At 70.3% G+C, this 16,511-nt stretch carries 14 protein-coding genes; 5 read left to right on the top strand and 9 right to left on the bottom strand.

Features of this window, described 5'->3' with window-relative positions; all coding sequences use genetic code 11:
* Genes FZ033_RS19595 through FZ033_RS19610 form a run of 4 tightly spaced genes read left to right on the top strand, consistent with a single transcriptional unit; the run spans position 1 to position 3,855 of the window.
* A complete protein-coding gene (locus FZ033_RS19595) occupies positions 1–969 on the top strand; it encodes an ABC transporter permease (RefSeq protein ID WP_149577746.1) in 969 nt (322 codons plus the stop codon).
* Between the two features lie 15 nt (positions 970–984).
* Positions 985–1,878, top strand: coding sequence for an ABC transporter permease (locus FZ033_RS19600; RefSeq protein WP_149577747.1), 894 nt, complete (start codon positions 985–987; stop codon positions 1,876–1,878).
* Entirely contained in the window at positions 1,875–2,885 is a 1,011-nt protein-coding gene (locus FZ033_RS19605) for an ABC transporter ATP-binding protein (protein ID WP_149577748.1), read from the top strand. The genes FZ033_RS19600 and FZ033_RS19605 overlap by 4 nt, the downstream gene beginning before the upstream one ends.
* Complete coding sequence (locus FZ033_RS19610) at positions 2,848–3,855, top strand: ABC transporter ATP-binding protein (RefSeq protein WP_149577749.1); 1,008 nt, start codon at positions 2,848–2,850, stop codon at positions 3,853–3,855. The genes FZ033_RS19605 and FZ033_RS19610 overlap by 38 nt, the downstream gene beginning before the upstream one ends.
* A 24-nt stretch (positions 3,856–3,879) precedes the next feature.
* Here the strand turns inward: FZ033_RS19610 and FZ033_RS24565 are convergent, their stop codons facing one another.
* The 8 genes from FZ033_RS24565 to FZ033_RS19650 all read right to left on the bottom strand — a co-directional run bounded on the left by FZ033_RS24565 (position 3,880) and on the right by FZ033_RS19650 (position 13,161).
* Complete coding sequence (locus FZ033_RS24565) at positions 3,880–4,422, bottom strand: rhodanese-like domain-containing protein (protein ID WP_149577750.1); 543 nt, start codon at positions 4,420–4,422, stop codon at positions 3,880–3,882.
* A 13-nt stretch (positions 4,423–4,435) separates the two neighbouring features.
* Positions 4,436–6,130, bottom strand: coding sequence for a SufS family cysteine desulfurase (locus tag FZ033_RS19620; RefSeq protein ID WP_408068499.1), 1,695 nt, complete (start codon positions 6,128–6,130; stop codon positions 4,436–4,438).
* A 64-nt stretch (positions 6,131–6,194) separates the two neighbouring features.
* On the bottom strand, positions 6,195–7,589 hold the full coding sequence (locus FZ033_RS24570; protein WP_149577752.1) for a family 2B encapsulin nanocompartment shell protein: 1,395 nt from the start codon (positions 7,587–7,589) through the stop codon (positions 6,195–6,197).
* Positions 7,590–7,630: 41 nt separating this feature from the next.
* Positions 7,631–8,446 (bottom strand): serine O-acetyltransferase, encoded by an 816-nt coding sequence (gene cysE / locus FZ033_RS19630; RefSeq protein ID WP_232847580.1) that lies wholly within the window; start codon positions 8,444–8,446, stop codon positions 7,631–7,633.
* 47 nt (positions 8,447–8,493) lie between these two features.
* Positions 8,494–9,882 carry an LLM class flavin-dependent oxidoreductase gene (locus FZ033_RS19635; protein WP_149577754.1) on the bottom strand — a complete coding sequence of 463 codons (1,389 nt, stop codon included), beginning with the start codon at positions 9,880–9,882 and terminating at the stop codon, positions 8,494–8,496.
* A 139-nt stretch (positions 9,883–10,021) separates the two neighbouring features.
* Complete coding sequence (locus FZ033_RS19640) at positions 10,022–10,228, bottom strand: hypothetical protein (RefSeq protein ID WP_149577755.1); 207 nt, start codon at positions 10,226–10,228, stop codon at positions 10,022–10,024.
* Positions 10,229–10,256: 28 nt separating this feature from the next.
* Entirely contained in the window at positions 10,257–11,672 is a 1,416-nt protein-coding gene (locus tag FZ033_RS19645) for an LLM class flavin-dependent oxidoreductase (RefSeq protein ID WP_149577756.1), read from the bottom strand.
* Positions 11,673–11,688: 16 nt separating this feature from the next.
* Positions 11,689–13,161 carry an FAD/NAD(P)-binding protein gene (locus tag FZ033_RS19650; RefSeq protein ID WP_149577757.1) on the bottom strand — a complete coding sequence of 491 codons (1,473 nt, stop codon included), beginning with the start codon at positions 13,159–13,161 and terminating at the stop codon, positions 11,689–11,691.
* A 129-nt stretch (positions 13,162–13,290) separates the two neighbouring features.
* On the opposite strand from FZ033_RS19650, the gene FZ033_RS19655 reads away from it, so the two are divergent.
* A complete protein-coding gene (locus tag FZ033_RS19655) occupies positions 13,291–14,949 on the top strand; it encodes a rhodanese-like domain-containing protein (protein WP_149577758.1) in 1,659 nt (552 codons plus the stop codon).
* Positions 14,950–15,030: 81 nt separating this feature from the next.
* Here FZ033_RS19655 and FZ033_RS19660 read toward each other — a convergent pair whose 3' ends face one another.
* Positions 15,031–16,479: an FAD-dependent oxidoreductase gene (locus FZ033_RS19660; protein ID WP_188079587.1), complete on the bottom strand. Its 1,449-nt coding sequence runs from the start codon at positions 16,477–16,479 to the stop codon at positions 15,031–15,033.
* Between the last annotated feature and the right edge of the window lie 32 nt (positions 16,480–16,511).

Below are 16,511 nucleotides of genomic sequence, written 5' to 3' on the forward strand. Positions count from 1 at the left end.
GTGGCACGGTACCTGAAGCGGTCGCTGGGGCAGATCGCCTTCGTGATCATCGGCATCGCCGTCATTAACTTCTTCCTGCTCCGCCTCGCGCCCGGCGATGCGGCCCAGGTGATGGCGGGGGAGGCGGGCTCGGCCACGCCCGAATACATGGCGGCCCTGCGCCGGCAGTTCGGCCTCGACCAGCCGCTCTATGTGCAGTTCCTGTCCTATCTGAAGAATGTGCTGACGCTCAACCTCGGCTATTCCTTCCGGCAGGGCATGCCGGTGTCGGAGTTGATCGCGCTGCGCCTGCCGGCGACGTTGCTGCTCATGGGCACGTCCATCGCCTTTGCGGTCAGCGTCGGAGGCACGCTCGGCTTCCTGGCGGCGCGCCATGCGGGCAAGCTATTGGATACGGTCATTTCGTCTGTCGCGCTGGTGTTTTACGCCACGCCGGTGTTCTGGATCGGCGTGATGTTCGTGGTGGTGTTCTCGGTGCTGCTCGACTGGCTGCCCGTGGGCGGCATGGCCAGCATCGAATCCGGCCTCACCGGCCTTGGCTATGCCGCCGACGTGGCGCAGCACCTCATCCTGCCGGCCCTGACGCTGGGCCTGTTCTACCTTGCCATCTACACCCGCCTCATGCGCGCCTCCATGCTGGAGGTCTACGGGCAGGATTTCGTGCGCACGGCACGGGCGAAGGGGGTGCGGCCCCGGCGCATCGCCCTGCGCCACGTGCTGCGCAACGCGCTGCTGCCCATCGTGACGACGCTGGGCGTTCAGCTCGGCTCCATCCTCGGCGGGGCGATCCTGGTGGAGACGGTGTTCGCCTGGCCGGGGCTCGGCCGGCTCGCCTTCGAGGCCCTGTTCCAGCGCGACCTCAACCTGCTGCTGGGCATCCTGTTCTGCTCGTCGGTGGTGGTCGTCGTCGTCAATCTCGTGGTGGATCTCGCCTATACGGTGCTCGATCCGCGCATCGAGTTGAGCTGAGGAGCGCGCTCAATCATGGCTCTCCTCGATCTCGCCTCACCACCCGGATCGTCCCAGACGGCCGCCGCGGCGCCCCGCGACACACTGCTGCGTCGCCTGCTGCGGCGTCCGTCGGCGGTGGTGGGGCTGATCTTCTTCGTGCTCATCATCGGCATGGCGGCGTCGGCCGACATCGTATATCCCGACGACCCGCTGGACATGGTGGCCCAGCCCTTCCTCTGGCCGGGGCAGGACGCGGCCTATCCCCTCGGCACCGACATGCTGGGGCGCGACATCGCCTCCGGCATCTTCCACGGCGCGCGGGTGTCGCTGCTGATCGGCGCGGTGGCGACGCTGGTGTCGCTGGTGATTGGAGTCACCACCGGCGCGGTCTCGGGCTATTACGGCGGGCGCCTCGACGCCGGCCTCATGCGCGTCACCGAGCTGTTCCAGACGGTGCCGCCGTTCCTGTTCGCGCTCGCCATCGTGGCGATCCTCCAGCCGTCCATTCCCACCATCACCTTCGCCATCGGCATCACCGCATGGCCGAGCCTGGCGCGGCTGGTGCGCGCGGAGGTGCTGAAGCTGCGGCACGGGGAGATGGTTGCGGCCTCCATCGCGCTCGGGGCATCGGACGGCCGCATCATTCTCCTCCACATCCTGCCCAACACGCTGGCACCGGTGATCGTCTCCGCCTCCATCCTGGTGGCGAGCGCCATCCTCACCGAATCCTCCCTCGCCTTCCTCGGCCTCGGCGATCCCAACGTGGTGAGCTGGGGCGGCATGGTGGGATCCGGGCGCGAGGTGCTGCGCACCGACTGGTATGTGGCGACCCTGCCGGGGCTCGCCATCGTTGCCGCGGTGCTGGCGCTGAACCTGCTCGGCGACGGCCTCAACGATGCCCTGAACCCCAAGGGGGCACGGCGATGAGCGATCCCGTTCTGGCGGTGGAGAACCTGTCCATCGCCTTTGCCAGCGGCCGCACCACGCGCCGCGCGGTCCATGACCTATCCTTCGCCGTCGCGCGCGGCGAGACGCTGGCCATCGTCGGCGAGAGTGGCTGCGGCAAGTCCATCACCGCCTTGTCCCTGCTCGGCCTGGTGCCGCCGCCGGGGCGGATCGACGGCGGCCGCGTGCGGCTGGAGGGGCGCGATCTCGTGGCGCTGTCGGAGGCGGAGCTGCGCAAGGTGCGCGGCGCCCGCATCGCCATGATCTTCCAGGAGCCAATGACCGCGCTGAACCCGGTGCTCACCATCGGCGAGCAGATCATGGAGGCGATCCTCGAGCACGAGAAGGTCGGCCGCGCCGCTGCCCGCGACCGGGCCATCGCCCTGCTGGAGCGCGTCCACATTCCCGACGCCCGCCGCCGCTTCTCGGATTTCCCGCACCGGCTGTCCGGTGGCATGCGCCAGCGGGTGATGATCGCCATGGCGCTGGCGCTCTCGCCCGCCGTGCTGGTGGCGGACGAGCCCACCACCGCCCTCGACGTGACCATCCAGGCGCAGATCCTCGCCCTCATGGACGAGCTGAAGCGCGAGCACGGCACGGCGGTGGTGCTCATCACCCACGACCTCGGCGTGGTGGCGCAGCATTCCGACCGGGTGCTGGTGATGTATGCCGGCCGCAAGGTGGAGGCCCGCGACACGGCGGACCTGTTCGCCCGCCCGCTGCACCCCTACACGCGCGGCCTCATCGCCGCCCGGCCCCAGCTCGGCGCGAGCGCGGCGCGGGGGCGGCTCGCCGAGATCCCGGGCACCGTGCCCAGCCTTGCCGCCATGCCGGACGGCTGCGCCTTCGCGCCCCGTTGCGCCCATGCGGAGGCCGCCTGCCGGGCGGCAATTCCCCCTCTCATGACCGTGGAGGGGGGCGCCGTCGCCTGCCTGCGCGCCGGAGACCTTTATGTTGCAGAGCATCGGCTTGAACCGCTCTCAGCCTGAGCCCGTGCTCCAGGTGGAGGACCTCTCCGTCCGCTTCCAGACCGGACGGGGAACGGTGCAGGCGGTGAGCGGGGTTTCGCTCGCCCTCGCGCCGGGCGAGACGCTGGGCCTCGTGGGCGAGAGCGGCTGCGGCAAGTCCACCCTGGGCCGCGCCATCGTGCGCTTGATCGAGCCGGCGGGCGGCCGCATTCATCTCGCCGGACAGGACATCACCCATGTGCCGCGCCACCGGCTGCGCACGGCGCGGCGCAAGGTGCAGATGGTGTTCCAGGATCCCTTCGCTTCGCTTGATCCGCGCTGGACCGTGGGCGAACTGATCGCCGAGCCGCTGCATATCCATGGCATCGGCACGCGGGAGGAACGGCGCGCCCGCGTCCGCGACCTGCTGCGCAAGGTGGGCCTGCCGCCGGATGCGGCCGAGCGCACGCCGCACCAGTTCTCCGGCGGCCAGCGCCAGCGCATCGGCATCGCCCGCGCGCTGGCGCTTGATCCCGCCGTGGTGGTGCTGGACGAGCCGGTGTCCGCCCTCGACGTGTCGGTGCAGGCGCAGATCCTGAACCTGCTGTCGGATCTCCAGGAGGCGCTGGGCGTCGCCTTCCTGTTCATCAGCCACGATCTGTCGGTGGTGGAATATGTGAGCGACCGGGTGGCGGTGATGTATCTCGGCCGCATCGTCGAGCTGGCCGACCGCGAGACCCTGTTCCGCGCGCCGGGCCATCCCTATACCCGCGCGCTGCTCGACGCGGTGCCGCAGATCGGCGGGCCGCGGAAGGCCACGGTGCCGCTCTCGGGCGACCTGCCGAGCCCCTATGCGCCGCCGCCCGGCTGTGCCTTCCACACCCGCTGCCCGCTCGCGCAGGCACGTTGCCGTAGCGAGGCGCCGGTCCTGCGCGATGTCGGGCCGGGCCAAGTCGGGGCAAGCCATGTGGTGGCCTGCCATCTCACCGAAGGGGTTCCCGCGCCGGCCTGAGCCGGCACGGGGAAGCGATCCGCCTCAGCCCGCCGCCGTCCGGCGGTTCCAGGGGGCGCGGGCGAGCAGGAGGCCCATGCCGCAGAAATCGGTGACGCCGGCGAAGACGAGGCCGGCGCCCACGAAGCCCGAGAGCGCGATGAAGGCCGGGTGCACCAGCCACGCCAGCAGCACGCCGAGAACGACGAGCGAGCCGGCGCCGATCCGCACCTGCCGCTCCAGGCTGATGACCTTCACCGCCCCCCGCGTCACCGGATAGCCCGCCGCCTCCCACGCCGTGGTGCCGCCGTCCACGATCACCACCTGCCCGAAGCCGGCCTTCTCGAAGGCTGCGGCGCCGAGCTTGGCCCGGTTCTGCGTGCGGCAGATGACGTGGACCGGCCGGTCGCGGGCGGCGACGCCGGCCGCCGCGAGGGCGGCCGGGTCGAGGCTGTCGAGGGGCACGCTGCGCGCCTGCGGCACGTGCACTTCGCCATATTCGGCCGGGGTGCGCACGTCCACCAGCAGCAGGCCGGGGTCGCCGGCGATGCGCGCCTTGAGGGTTCCGATGGAGATGGTCTCGGCCATGGTTAGGCGTCCTTCAGCTTTTTGGCAGGGCGTGGAGCGCGGTCACCAGCGCGTCCACGTCCTCGCGGGTGTTGTAGAAGGCGAGCGAGGCCCGCACCGTTGTCTCCACGCCGAAGCGGCGCAGGGCGGGCTGGGCGCAATGGTGCCCCGAGCGCACGGCAATGCCGCGCCGGTCGAGAAACTTCGCCACCTCCTGCGGGTCCTTGTCCTTCACCACGAAGGATAGCACGCTGGCCTTGTGCTGCGCGGTGCCGATGAGCCGCAGGCCGGCGATCTCCTCCAGCCCCGCCGTGGCGTATTCCAGCAAGGCATGCTCGTAGGCGGCGATGGCGGGCAGGCCCACCTGCTGGAGATAGTCCACTGCCGCGCCGAGGCCCACCGCCCCGGCAATGTCCGGCGTGCCCGCCTCGAACCGCTCCGGCAGGCCCTGGTAGGTGGTCTTGGCGAAGGTCACGTCCTTGATCATGTGGCCACCGCCCTGCCACGGCGGCAGGCTCTCCAGCAGGTCGGCCTTGCCGTAGAGGATGCCGATGCCGGTAGGCCCGAAGATCTTGTGGCCGGACAGCACCAGGAAGTCGGCATCCAGCGCCTTCACGTCGATGGGCACGTGCGGGGCCGACTGGGCGGCGTCCACCAGCACCGGCACGCCATGGGCGTGGGCGATGGCGATGATCTCCTCCACCGGCACCACCGTGCCCAGCGCGTTGGCGACGTGGGTCACCGAGACCAGCTTGGTCCGCCCGGTGAGCAAAGCGGCGAACTGTTCGAGGATCACCTCGCCCCGGTCGTTCACCGGCACCACCTTCAGCACCGCACCGGTGGCCTGCGACAGCAGCTGCCAGGGCACGATGTTGGCGTGGTGCTCGATGGCGGTGACGATGATCTCGTCGCCGTTGCCGATGCGGGTGCGGCCGAAGGTGTTGGCCACCAGGTTGATGGCTTCCGTGGTGCCGCGCAGGAACACGATCTCGCGCGGCTCGGCGGCGCCGATGAAGCGGGCGATCTTCTCCCGCGCGCCCTCGAACAGGTCGGTGGAGCGCGCCGCCAGGGTGTGGGCGGCGCGATGGATGTTGGAATTGTCGTGGGCGTAGAAGTGCGAGGTGGCGTCGATGACGCTCTGCGGCTTCTGCGTGGTGGCGGCGTTGTCGAGCCATACCAGCGGGTGGCCGTTGACGTTCTGGTGCAGGGCAGGAAAATCCGTCCGCACCCGGTAGGGATCGAACCCGGTGATGCCGCCGTGCGTCGCCGCCGGGGACGCCTGATGGGCCGGCTTGCCCTGTCCCGGCACGAAGCGCGAGGTGCCGGGGGTGAGGAAATAGAAGTCCGGCGAGGCGAAGGGATCGTCCCGGCCGATGCCGGCCGGTGTGTCCACCACCGAGATCCGCCGCCAGCCCGCGTCGGCTGATGCCGGCGAGGGGGACGGCGCAGCAGGCCCTTCAGCCAACGGCTCTATCACCGGATGGACCGGCGGCGCCCGGCCGACATCGGGCGCGGAACCCGCCGGCGCAAAACCCCGGGCGGCGCGAATGCCTTCCGCGCCGCCGCTGGTGATGCCCGGCAGGCCCTGCGTCGGATATCCGGGCGCGGCGGAGGCCGGTTCCGCAAATCCGGGAAAGGCCGGGACGTGCGGGGCGGGCGCATGTGCCGGGAGGGCGGACGGCGCCGCGCGGTCCCCCTCGCGATAGAGTTCGTTGGCGAGCCGTGAGATGAGGGCTGTGTGAAAGCCATCGCCCTCCGGGAGGCTGAACGCGGCCAGCCCCGGAAAAGCGCGGTCAGGCGTAGTCATGGTAGCGCCCGATCAGAACGTTATCGAGGCGGGCGATGGCATCCTCGATCAGCACCGCCGCCGAGAAATAGCGGGTGACGAGGTGCGAGGCGATGGAGTGCTCGTTGGTGCCCGAATATCGCACCGACAGGCCAGGCTCTACCTCGCCGGTGACACCCACTTTCTGCAGGCCGACCACGCCCTGTTCCGCCTCGCCGACGCGCAGCAGCAGGATGGAGGAGGAGGCGACGCCGGTCGCCGGGTCCACATGGATAGGCAGCTTGTCGGAGGGCACCAGCGGCACGCCGCGCCAGGTGAGGAAGGGCGAGCCGTAGAGGTGGATCACCACCGGCGGCACGCCGCGCCGGGTCGCCTCGCGGCCGAAGGCGGCGATGGTGCGCGGATGGGCGACGAAGAAGGCCGGCCGCTTCCACACCAGGCTCAGAAGCTCGTCGAGGTCGTCCGGGGTCGGCGCGCCGGAGCGGGTGGGGATGCGGAAGCGCGGCGACACCTCGTTCAGCAGGCCGAAATCGGGATTGTTGATGATCTCCCATTCCTCCCGCTCCTTCACCGCGTCCACGGTGAGGCGGATCTGCTCGCGCAGCTGGTCGATCTCGTTGGAATACAGGTCGGTGATGCGGGTGTGGGTGTGCAGCACCGTCTGGATGGTGGAAAGGTGGTATTCGCGCGGGTGCTCGGAATAATCCACGAAGGTCGTGGGCAGGCGTGGTTCGCCGCTGTGGCCGGCGAGCAGGCTGATCTTGGGTTCACCGTGGCCGTTGGTGATCTCGGCGAGGGCCTTGAGCTTGTCGGCGGTGGCCGTGATGGAATCGCGCACCGCGTTGAGCTGGGCGAGGTCGGCGATGTCGAAGGTGAGCAGGGTCACGTCCGAGAGCGCCTTCACCCCCGGCACATGGCGCGCCTCGCCGGTGAGGGCGTGGTCGCCGAAATAATCGCCGGTGGTGGCAAGGCCCTGCCGCAGCACCCCGCCGAAGGGGCCGGTGAGGAAATACTCAACGGTGCCGTTCGCCACCACGAAAAGCTTCTGCCCGCCGGCGGCAGGCTCGGCGATGACTTCGCCGGCCTTGTGCCGGCTTTCCTGGAACCTTTCGGCCAGACTTGCCGCCGCCGCCCCATCGAGGCCGCTGAGGAGCGGGATGGCGGCAAGGCTCTGCGGCACGATGCGCGCGGTCCCGCCATCGTGCGAAACGGCGATGCGGCCGGGCTTGGGCACCAGCACCGAGCGCCGGTTGACGCGATAGACGCCGCCCGCAACATCGACCCAGGGCAGAAGGCGGTGGAGCCAGCGCGGCGTGCGTTCGGAATTCTGCACCACCGTGACGCTGGCCGTCGCAAGATTGCGTGCGGAGGCCGCGCTGACACTCAGTCTCTGGGAGGTCATGTCTGGTCCTTGTGTTGTACTTCCGTGAAGAAGCCGGGCATTCAGATGCCGTCGCCGAACATCTGGTCCATGCTGAAGGCGGGCCGTTGGGTGCTGGAATGGCCGATCACCTTGGCCGGCACGCCGGCGACGGTGGAGAAGGGCGGCACGTCGTGCAGCACGACGGCGGCGGCAGCCACCCGCGCGCCTTCTCCCACCTTGATGTTGCCGAGCACCTTGGCGCCCACGGAGAGCAATACGCCCCGTCCGATCTTGGGATGGCGGTCGCCCCGGTCCTTGCCGTTGCCGCCGAGGGTGACTGACTGGAGGATGGAGACATCGTCCGCCACCACGGCGGTCTCGCCGATCACCACCGCCGTGGCGTGATCGATGAAGACGCCGGAGCCGATGCGGGCCGCGGGGTGGATATCGGCCTGGAACACCTCGGAGATGCGGCTCTGGAAGTTAAGCGCGAGCGTGGTGCGGCCATCGCTCCACAGCCAGTGGGCGACGCGGTAAGCCTCCAGCGCGGCAAGGCCCTTGTAGTAGAGGAACGGGTCGAGAAAGCGCCGGCAGGTGGGATCGCGCTCATAGATGGCGGTGAGGTCGTCGGTGAAGGCGGAGCGCAACGAGGGCCGGGCCCGCAGCGCCGACATGAAGATGTCGCGCACTGCGAGGCGGCTCAGGTCGCCGCCGCCCAGGCGATGGGCAAGGCGATAGGCGAAGGCGCTGCCGAGGTCCGGCTGGTCGAGCACCGTCGACTGGAGCACGCCGGCGAGCAACGGTTCCTCGTGGAGCGCCGCCGAGGCCTCCTGCCGCATGCGCGACCAGATGAGGTTTTCGCCGGTGCCCTTGACCACTTCCATGGCGACGCTCATGGCCGTCTCCCGCTTGCCGATGGCGCGGCGCGCGCGGATGGAGGGGCTCATGCCGCGGCTCCGATCTTGGTGGGGTCGCGCCGGCCGGCCGCCGGATGGGTGGCTTTCACGCCGTCCGCGCCGGTGAGCTTGGCCCTGAGCGTGCCGGGGACGTAGTCCTGCTTGTAGATGCCGCGGCGCTGCAGCTCCGGCACCACGAGCGTGACGAAATCGGCGAAGGTCTCCGGCACGAAGGCGTAGGACAGGTTGAAGCCGTCCACGTCCGCCTCGGCGACCCAGGCTTCCATCTCGTCGGCGATGTCCGCCGGCGTGCCGACGAAGAGCGGGCCGCGCCCGCCGATGCCGTTGTGGGTGATCACCTCGCGCAGGGCCCACACCCGGTCGGGATCGGCGCTGGTGAAGCTGTCGATCACCGATTGCACCGCGTTCTCGCGGCGCTCGCCACGGATTAGCGGCGCATCGAGATCGAAGCGCGAGAAGTCAACGCCGGTCCATCCGGAGAACAGGGCCAGGACGCCGTCGGGGTCGGTGTAGCGGCGGTAGTCCTCAAGCTTTGCTTCCGCCTCGGCGCGGGTCGGGGCGGCGATGGCGGTGGCCAGCGTGAACACGGCGATGTCGCGCGGATCGCGGCCCAGCGCTGCGGCGCGGGAGCGGATGTCGGCCACGCCGGGGGCGACGCTGGCCTTGGTGGGGCCGCCCACGAACACCGCTTCCGCATGACGGGCCGCGAATTCCCGCCCGCGCGGCGAGGCGCCGGCCTGGAACAGGAAGGGCGTGCGCTGGGGCGAGGGCTCGGTGAGGTGGATGGTGTCGAGGTCGAAATGGGCGCCCTGGTGGCGGACACGATGCACCTTCTCGGGGTCGGCGAAAGTGCCGCTGGCGCGGTCGCGCACCACGGCACCGTCCTCCCAGGAGCCTTCCCAGAGCTTGTAGGCGATCTCCAGGAATTCGTCGGCGCGGTCGTAGCGATCGTCATGGGCGAGCACCGCCTCGCGGCCGACCGCCCTGGCACCGCTGTCCGAATAGCCGGTGACGATGTTCCAGCCGATGCGGCCCTTGGTGAAATGATCCAAGGTGGAGAAGCGCCGCGCCAGCACCGCCGGCACCTCGTGGGTGGTGGAGGCGGTGATGCCGAAGCCAAGCTGGCTGGTCTCAAAGGCGAGCGCGGAGACCAACATCAGCGGATCGAGCTTGGGAAACTGCGCGCCAGCGCGGATCGTGGCGTCGGCGGAGCCGTCGTAGACATCGTGGATGCCGATGCCGTCGGCGACGAACAGGGCATCGAACTTGCCCCGCTCCAGGATCTGCGCCAGCTCCACCCAGTAGTCGAGGCTGTTGTAGTCGGCGCCGCGGCTGCGCGGATGGGCCCACAGGCCCGGCGAGAGGTGGACGGGACTGAAGCCGATGAAGCCGTTGAGGCGGATCTGCCGGGTCATGGTCGCAAGCCTTTCATGCCAGCTTGTGCTGCTGGTTTTTCTCGCCAGCGGTCGATGACGGACGCTCGACGCTGAAGGATGGAAACGAACGCCGTTCCGGCGGCCTGGTGCCTGCGGATCCGGTTCAGGCGGTCGCTGGTCAGCGTCCCCACCCGCCGACGCGCGTTGCGAGGCGGGACAGCAGGGGACGCCGCGCCGTGACGGGTCCCTCATGGCGCGGCGCACTGGCGGCAGGGCTGCATGCGCCGTGCCCGTCGGTGCCGCCGCAAGGGATGGGCGCGGCCTCAAGCGGCAGGGCTCCGAAGAGCAGGGTCACGGCCGCGAAGGCGTCGGTGGACGTGGTCATAGCTGGTCCTGTCTTTGGGCTGGCGGCATCAGACCGCGTGGCGTTGCACGCCATCCGTGGCTCCGGGCCGGAACCCGGCGGCGGGATGGGTGTCGGGCAGGCGGGCGCGCCCGGCGCCATAGATCTTCTCGCGCAGGGTGCCGGGTGCGTAGTCCGCCTTGAACCGGCCACGGCGCTGAAGTTCGGGGACCACATAGGTGCCGAAATCGGCGAAGCCGCCGGGCGTCACCGCATAGCTGAGGTTGAGGCCGTCCACGTCGGTGGCCTCCACCCAGGCTTCGATCTGGTCGGCCACCTGCTCGGCCGAGCCCACGAACACCGGCCCGCGCCCGCCGATGGCATTGTGCTCGGCCAGCTCGCGCACGGTCCACACGCGGTCGGGATCGGCGATGGAGAAGGCCTCCAGCGCCGAGACGAGGCCCTGCGCGCGGTCGTCGAAGCGGATGGGGGCATCGAGATCCCAGGTTGAGAAATCGATGCCGGTCCACCCGGAGAACAGGATGAGGGCTGCCTCCGGATTGATGTAGCGGCGATAATCCTCAAGCTTGGCCCGCGCCTCGTCCTCGGTCGCGCCGACGATGACGGTGGCCATGGAGAAGAACAGGATTTCCTTCGGGTGCCGCCCGAGCGCCGCGGCGCGGCGGCGGGTGTCCGCCACTACCGGGGCGATCACGGTGGGGGTCGGTCCGCTGACGAAGATGCATTCGGCATGGCGGGCGGCGAAGGCCCTTCCCCGCGTGGAGGCGCCGGCCTGGAACAGCACCGGCGTGCGCTGGGGCGAGGGCTCGGCGAGGTGGATCGCCTCCACCTGGAAGTGCTGGCCGCGATGGACGATGGGTCGGATTTTCGCCGGGTCGGCGAAGACGAGGTGCTCGCGGTCGCGCACCGCGGCGTCGTCGTCCCAGCTGCCCTCCCACAGGGCGTAGACGGCATCGAGATATTCGTCGGCGATGTCATAGCGCTGGTCGTGGGGCGTCAGCGCCTTTTCGCCCACTGCGCGGGCGCCGGAGGTGGTGTGGCCGGTGACGATGTTCCAGCCGATGCGGCCCTTGGTGAGGTGGTCCAGCGTGCTCATGCGCCGCGCGAATGGGTAGGGCGGCTCGTAGAGGGCGTTGCTGGTGATGCCGAAGCCCAGATGCGTGGTCACCCGCGCCATGGCCGCCACCGCGACGATGGGATCGAGCTTGGGGAGCTGGGCGCCGACCTTGAGCGCCGCATGGTAGGAGCCGCCATAGACATCGTTGGACGCCATGCTGTCGGCGATGAAGAGCGCGTCAAACTTTCCCCGCTCCAGGATCTGCGCGAGGTCGGTCCAGTATTCGAGGCTGGTATAGGCGAGCGAGCGGTCGTCCGGGTGGCGCCACAGGCCGGGCGAGTGGTGCACCGGGGTTGCCATGGCGAAGGCGTTGACGCGGATCTCTTTGCGCGGGGTCGTGTTCGGCATGGGGGAGCCTTGATGTTCAGGCCGCGCTGGCGCGGGACAGGGCGCTTGGAGGCGGTGCCACGGGACGGCGGACAAGGTGGCGTTCCGCCACCAGGTCGGCGAAGGCCGTGGCCTGGGCCACGATCTCCACGATGGTGGTGGCTTCCCAGCGGGTGCCGCGCAGGATGGGGCCGATGCCGAACAGGCGGTTGGAAGCCGCGCCCGAGCGGTCGATGACCGCCGCGTCGGCATCAATGTCGATGCCGTAGCCGAGGCCTCCGGGGCGCACCGTGCCACGGCCGAGCAGGTTGGTGACGAGGGGCCGGTCGGTGATGCGGTCCCACGCATATTGGGCGCCGGTGGTATTCACCACGAGATCGGCGCGGACCTGTTCGCTCTCCCCTGCGCCACGCAGGCGCAGGCGCACCTCGGCGCCGCCCGCGTCGGCGGAAACGGCCTCGATCCGGCCGGCGCGCGTGGTGAGGCGCCCTTCGGCCAGCACGCGGGTCAACGTGTCGTAGGACGGCCCCGGCGCGCGGTGCAGGGCGAGTTCCCAATAGCGGCGCAGGTGCCGGTTGAAGCGGGCGCGCTCTGCGGCGCTGGCGCCGGCCCACAGGCTCGCGAGCCGGCCCCGGATGACCGGTACCACCGACTGCCAGTCGCCGCCATCCGCCGCGATGGCGTCAAGCTCGTGCTTGACCAGGGCGAGGAGGGCGCGGGCGGTTCCGGGATGCGTATCGCCGAGGAAATCGCGGGCCGGACCCGGCTCCCGCCGCTGGTTGATGAGAAGGCCATGGCGGGAAACGCTGACATAGCGGCCCTTGAAGCCCGCGCGCTCCAGCGTCACCAGGGCGTCGAGCATGGTCAGCCCGCCGCCGATGAACAGTACTGTGCCGTCGCTGGGCAGCTCGCCTGTCAGCTCGCGGCCGGCCAGCGCCCAGGGATCGGCCAGATAGCGCCCGCTCTCGGCGACGCCCTCGCCGATGGCGAAATTGGGTCGGTTGCCGGCGAAGCCGGTGGCGAGCAGGGCGAGGTCCGCGCTCACCACGCGACCGTCCGACAGGGTGATGCGGACACCACCGGCGCCGGTCTCCTCGATGTCCACCGCTTCCGCCCGCAGGTGCTCGACGAAGCCGTTGATGCCGGCTTCCGCCTCGGCCCGCGCCAGCTCGGCGCGCACATAGGCGCCGTAGAGGTGGCGCGGCACGAAGGCCTCGGCCATCTGGCCTGAGGCTTGCGCGGCAAGGCGGGCGCCCTCTTCCTGGACCGTGAGCCAGTTGATGAGATGGTCCGGCCGGTCCGGATGGATGCTGAAGAGCTTGGCCGGCGCGTTCAGGTAGTGGGCCGGGTCCTGCGTGGAAAAGGCGAGGCCTCGGCCGGGCTCGGGCCGCGGCTCGATGATGCGGATGCGCAAGGGCCGCCCGCCAGCGGTGTCGAGGAGCTTGATCGCCGCCACAGCCCCCGAGAAACCGCCGCCGACAATGGCGACCGTGAACGGCCTGACACCCATGACACCCGCTCCTCCGCCTGTTGCGTCGCCTGAGCAGAGCAGCCTTGAATTTAATAGTCAACAAATTCAATTGAATTTATGGAAAATAAGAGGGAGGCTATCGCCCCCGGAGTGTCGGAAGGAACTGCCATGACCACCACCGCTTTGCGCCAACCCCGTGCCGCCGCGCCGGCGGAGCCCTTCACCCCCGCGGAGCCCTTCGCCTTGGTGTCGGTCAGTCACCTGCGCGACCTGCTGGCGGCGGGCGGGGAGCTGGCCTTCGTCGACGTGCGCGAGGAGGGCGTCCGCTCCCGCGACGGGCACATCCTCCACTCCGTGCCGCTGCCGCTGAGCCGCATCGAGCTACGCGCCGCCGCCCTGCTGCCACGCCTTGCCGCCCCTGTGGTGGTGACCGACGCGGGCGACGGGCAACTCGCGGCGCTGGCCGCGCAGCGCCTGGGCGGACTCGGCTATGAGGACGTGCGCCTGCTCGACGGTGGCGTCGCCGCCTGGGCGGCCGCGGGCGGCGAAGTCTATACCGGCGCGAACGTGTATTCGAAGGCCTTCGGCGAGTTCGTGGAGCACGCCTACGGCACCCCCCATCTGTCGGCGGCCGAGGTAAAGCAGCGGCTGGAGCGGGGTGACGACGTGGTGATCGTCGACGGGCGCACCGTCGAGGAGTTCGAGAATTTCCACATCCCCGGCGCCTATGCGGTGCCCAATGCGGAGCTGCCCTATCGGGTGCCCGATCTGGTGCGGTCCGACGACACGCTGGTGGTGGTGAACTGCGCCGGTCGCACCCGCTCCATCATCGGGGCGCAGGCGCTCATCAATGCCGGCCTTCCCAATCCGGTGGTGGCGCTGGAAAACGGCACCATGGCGTGGCTCTTCGCCGGCCTGCCACTCGCCCATGGCAACCGGCCCGCGCCGCATACGCCGGGACCGGAAGGGCTGGATAAGGCGCGGGCCTCGGTGGCGCGGCTGACCCGCCGCTTCGGCATCCGGACCCTGGATCGCGAGGGCCTTGCCCGCTTCGAGGCCACCCGTGGCGAGCGCACCCTCTACCTGCTGGATGTGCGTACCCGCGAGGAGTACGAGGCGGGCCATCTTCCCGGCGCCCTCTGGGCGGAGGGCGGGCAGTTGGTGCAGGCCACCGATCGCTGGATCGGCACCCGCAACGCCCGCATCGTCGTCATTGATGACGAGAACGCCGTGCGTTCCAGCATCACGGCGTCGTGGCTGATCCAGCTCGGCATCGGCGAGGTCTTTGTCTTCGGCATCGATCCGGCGTCCGCCGAACTGGAACGGGGGCCGGAGCCGACCCGCGTGCTGGGGGCGCTGCCGGCGGTGCCGGCCGTGACGCCCGTGGAGCTTCAGGCCCTCATCGCCGGCGACGGGGTGGTGGTGCTCGATCTCGACACCAGCCTTGCCTATGCGGCCGGCCATGTGCCCGGCGCCCACTTCGTGGTGCGGGCGCGGCTTCCCGAGGGGCTCGACCGCCTGCCGGTGCGCCCGCTCGTGCTCACCTCGGCCGACGGCCGCCTCGCGGCCCTTGCTGCCGCCGAACTGGCGGCGGGCGGACGGCAGGTCTCGGTGCTGGCCGGCGGCACCAGCGCGTGGCGCGGGGCCGGGTTGCCGCTGGAGGCCGGCGAAACCAGCCTGCTCCATGCGGCGGATGATGTCTGGCGCTCGCCCTACCAGGAGGCGGGCGACCGCCACGGCGCCTTCCGCCGCTATCTCGACTGGGAGATCGACCTGATCCGCCAGATCGACCGCGACGACACCGTGGCGTTCAAGGTCTTCCCCTGAGATCGGCGAGACGACTGACGAAAAAAGACCCCGGGATGCTTCGGCATTCCGGGGTCTTTTGCTGAGAGCGACGCGAGGGCATTAGCCCGCGGCCGCCTCCGCGGTCTCGGTGGCGAGGGCGGAGGCATAGGCCGCGCGGGGCAGGTCCTCGCCCAGGGGCGCGAGGAAGCGGCCAAGGTGCACCGCGCGATCCTTCAGGAACAGGTCGCGGCCGATGGCGGCGACGAGGCGCGGCACGTTGTGGCGCAGGCTGGCGATGTCGCCCACCGGCCGCCCCGTGCTGGTCATGGCCGAGAAGGCGAGGAAGTGGATGTCGGCGAGGAACGGCGGGGCGTCCGCATCGCGGCCGACCAATTCGAAGGCGGGGCCGAGATAGGGCGCGGCGGCGAGCGCCTCGTCTTCCGCGCCGGCCACCGTCACACGGTCCGACCAGCGGGCGATAGCGGGGGCAAAGTCGGCGAAGGCTGGCGTCAGGCGGGCATCGGTGAGATAGCCGGTCCCGGTGACGACGAAATCGGGTTCATGGACCTCCCCCGACGCGGTGGTGATGCGCACCCCGTCGCCATGGGGCGCCACCTTGCGCCAGCCGGCATCGAGGTGGATGCGGAAATTGGGGAAGGCCACCGCCCGGCGCACCGCCGGCAGGGGCGGGAACGAGGCGCGGCGGCGGAAGTGCTGCATCACCTGCCAGCGCTCGTCGTCCGCCAGCGCGTAGAAATGCTCCCAGGCGCCGAAGAAGGAGAACGGCTTCATGGCGGAGCCGCGGGCGAGATCGGAGCCCCTTGAGAACAGGTCCACCGCACGGGCGCCGGCCTCCAGCAGCGCGCCCGCCGCATCGAATGCGGATGCCGCCGAGCCGAGGATGGCGACCCTTTTCCCCGCCAGCGCGGCCGGATCGAGCGTGTGGGTGTGGGCGTAGAGATGGGGCGGCAGGCTCTCGCGAATGACCGCCGGGACGAACGGCCCGCCCGAGCCTGCGATGCCGGTCGCGATCACCAGCTTGCGGGTGGTTTCCGTGAAGGTCCGCCCGCCTTCAGCGAAGTGCAGCCTGAGATGCCCCTCCTGCGGCTCCACCCGCACCAGCGCGACGCCGTTGCGCACCTCAATGGCGGTGGCGGAGCGGAACCAGTCCACATAGTCCGCCCACACCGTGCGGGGAATCTCGCGCAGCTCCGCATACGCCTCGACGTCGTAGGCGGCCTCGTAATAGGCCTGGAAGGAGAGGCTCGGCAGGCCGAGCTCGGGTCCCGGCGGCACCCTTGGGGTGCGCAGCACATTCATGCGCGCCGGGCCGCGCCAGATGCCTTCCGCGCCGCGCGGGGCGGCGTCCACCACGCTGACGCGGCCGATGCCGGCCCGCCGCAAGCCGAAGGCGATGGAAAGCCCGCTCTGGCCGGCGCCCACCACGACCACGTTGTGATCGGTGCCCGGCGCGGGCGGGACCCAATCGGTGCCGCTCTCGCCGATGAATTCCAGATCGCGCCGGGCCGACAGAGCAAGGCGTGTCAGGGCGTCGTGGGGGTTGGACATGGCGGGTTCCTTGAATGGCCGGAGCAGCTTTA

Source organism: Xanthobacter oligotrophicus, from assembly GCF_008364685.1.
Taxonomy (GTDB): Bacteria; Pseudomonadota; Alphaproteobacteria; order Rhizobiales; family Xanthobacteraceae; genus Xanthobacter; species Xanthobacter oligotrophicus.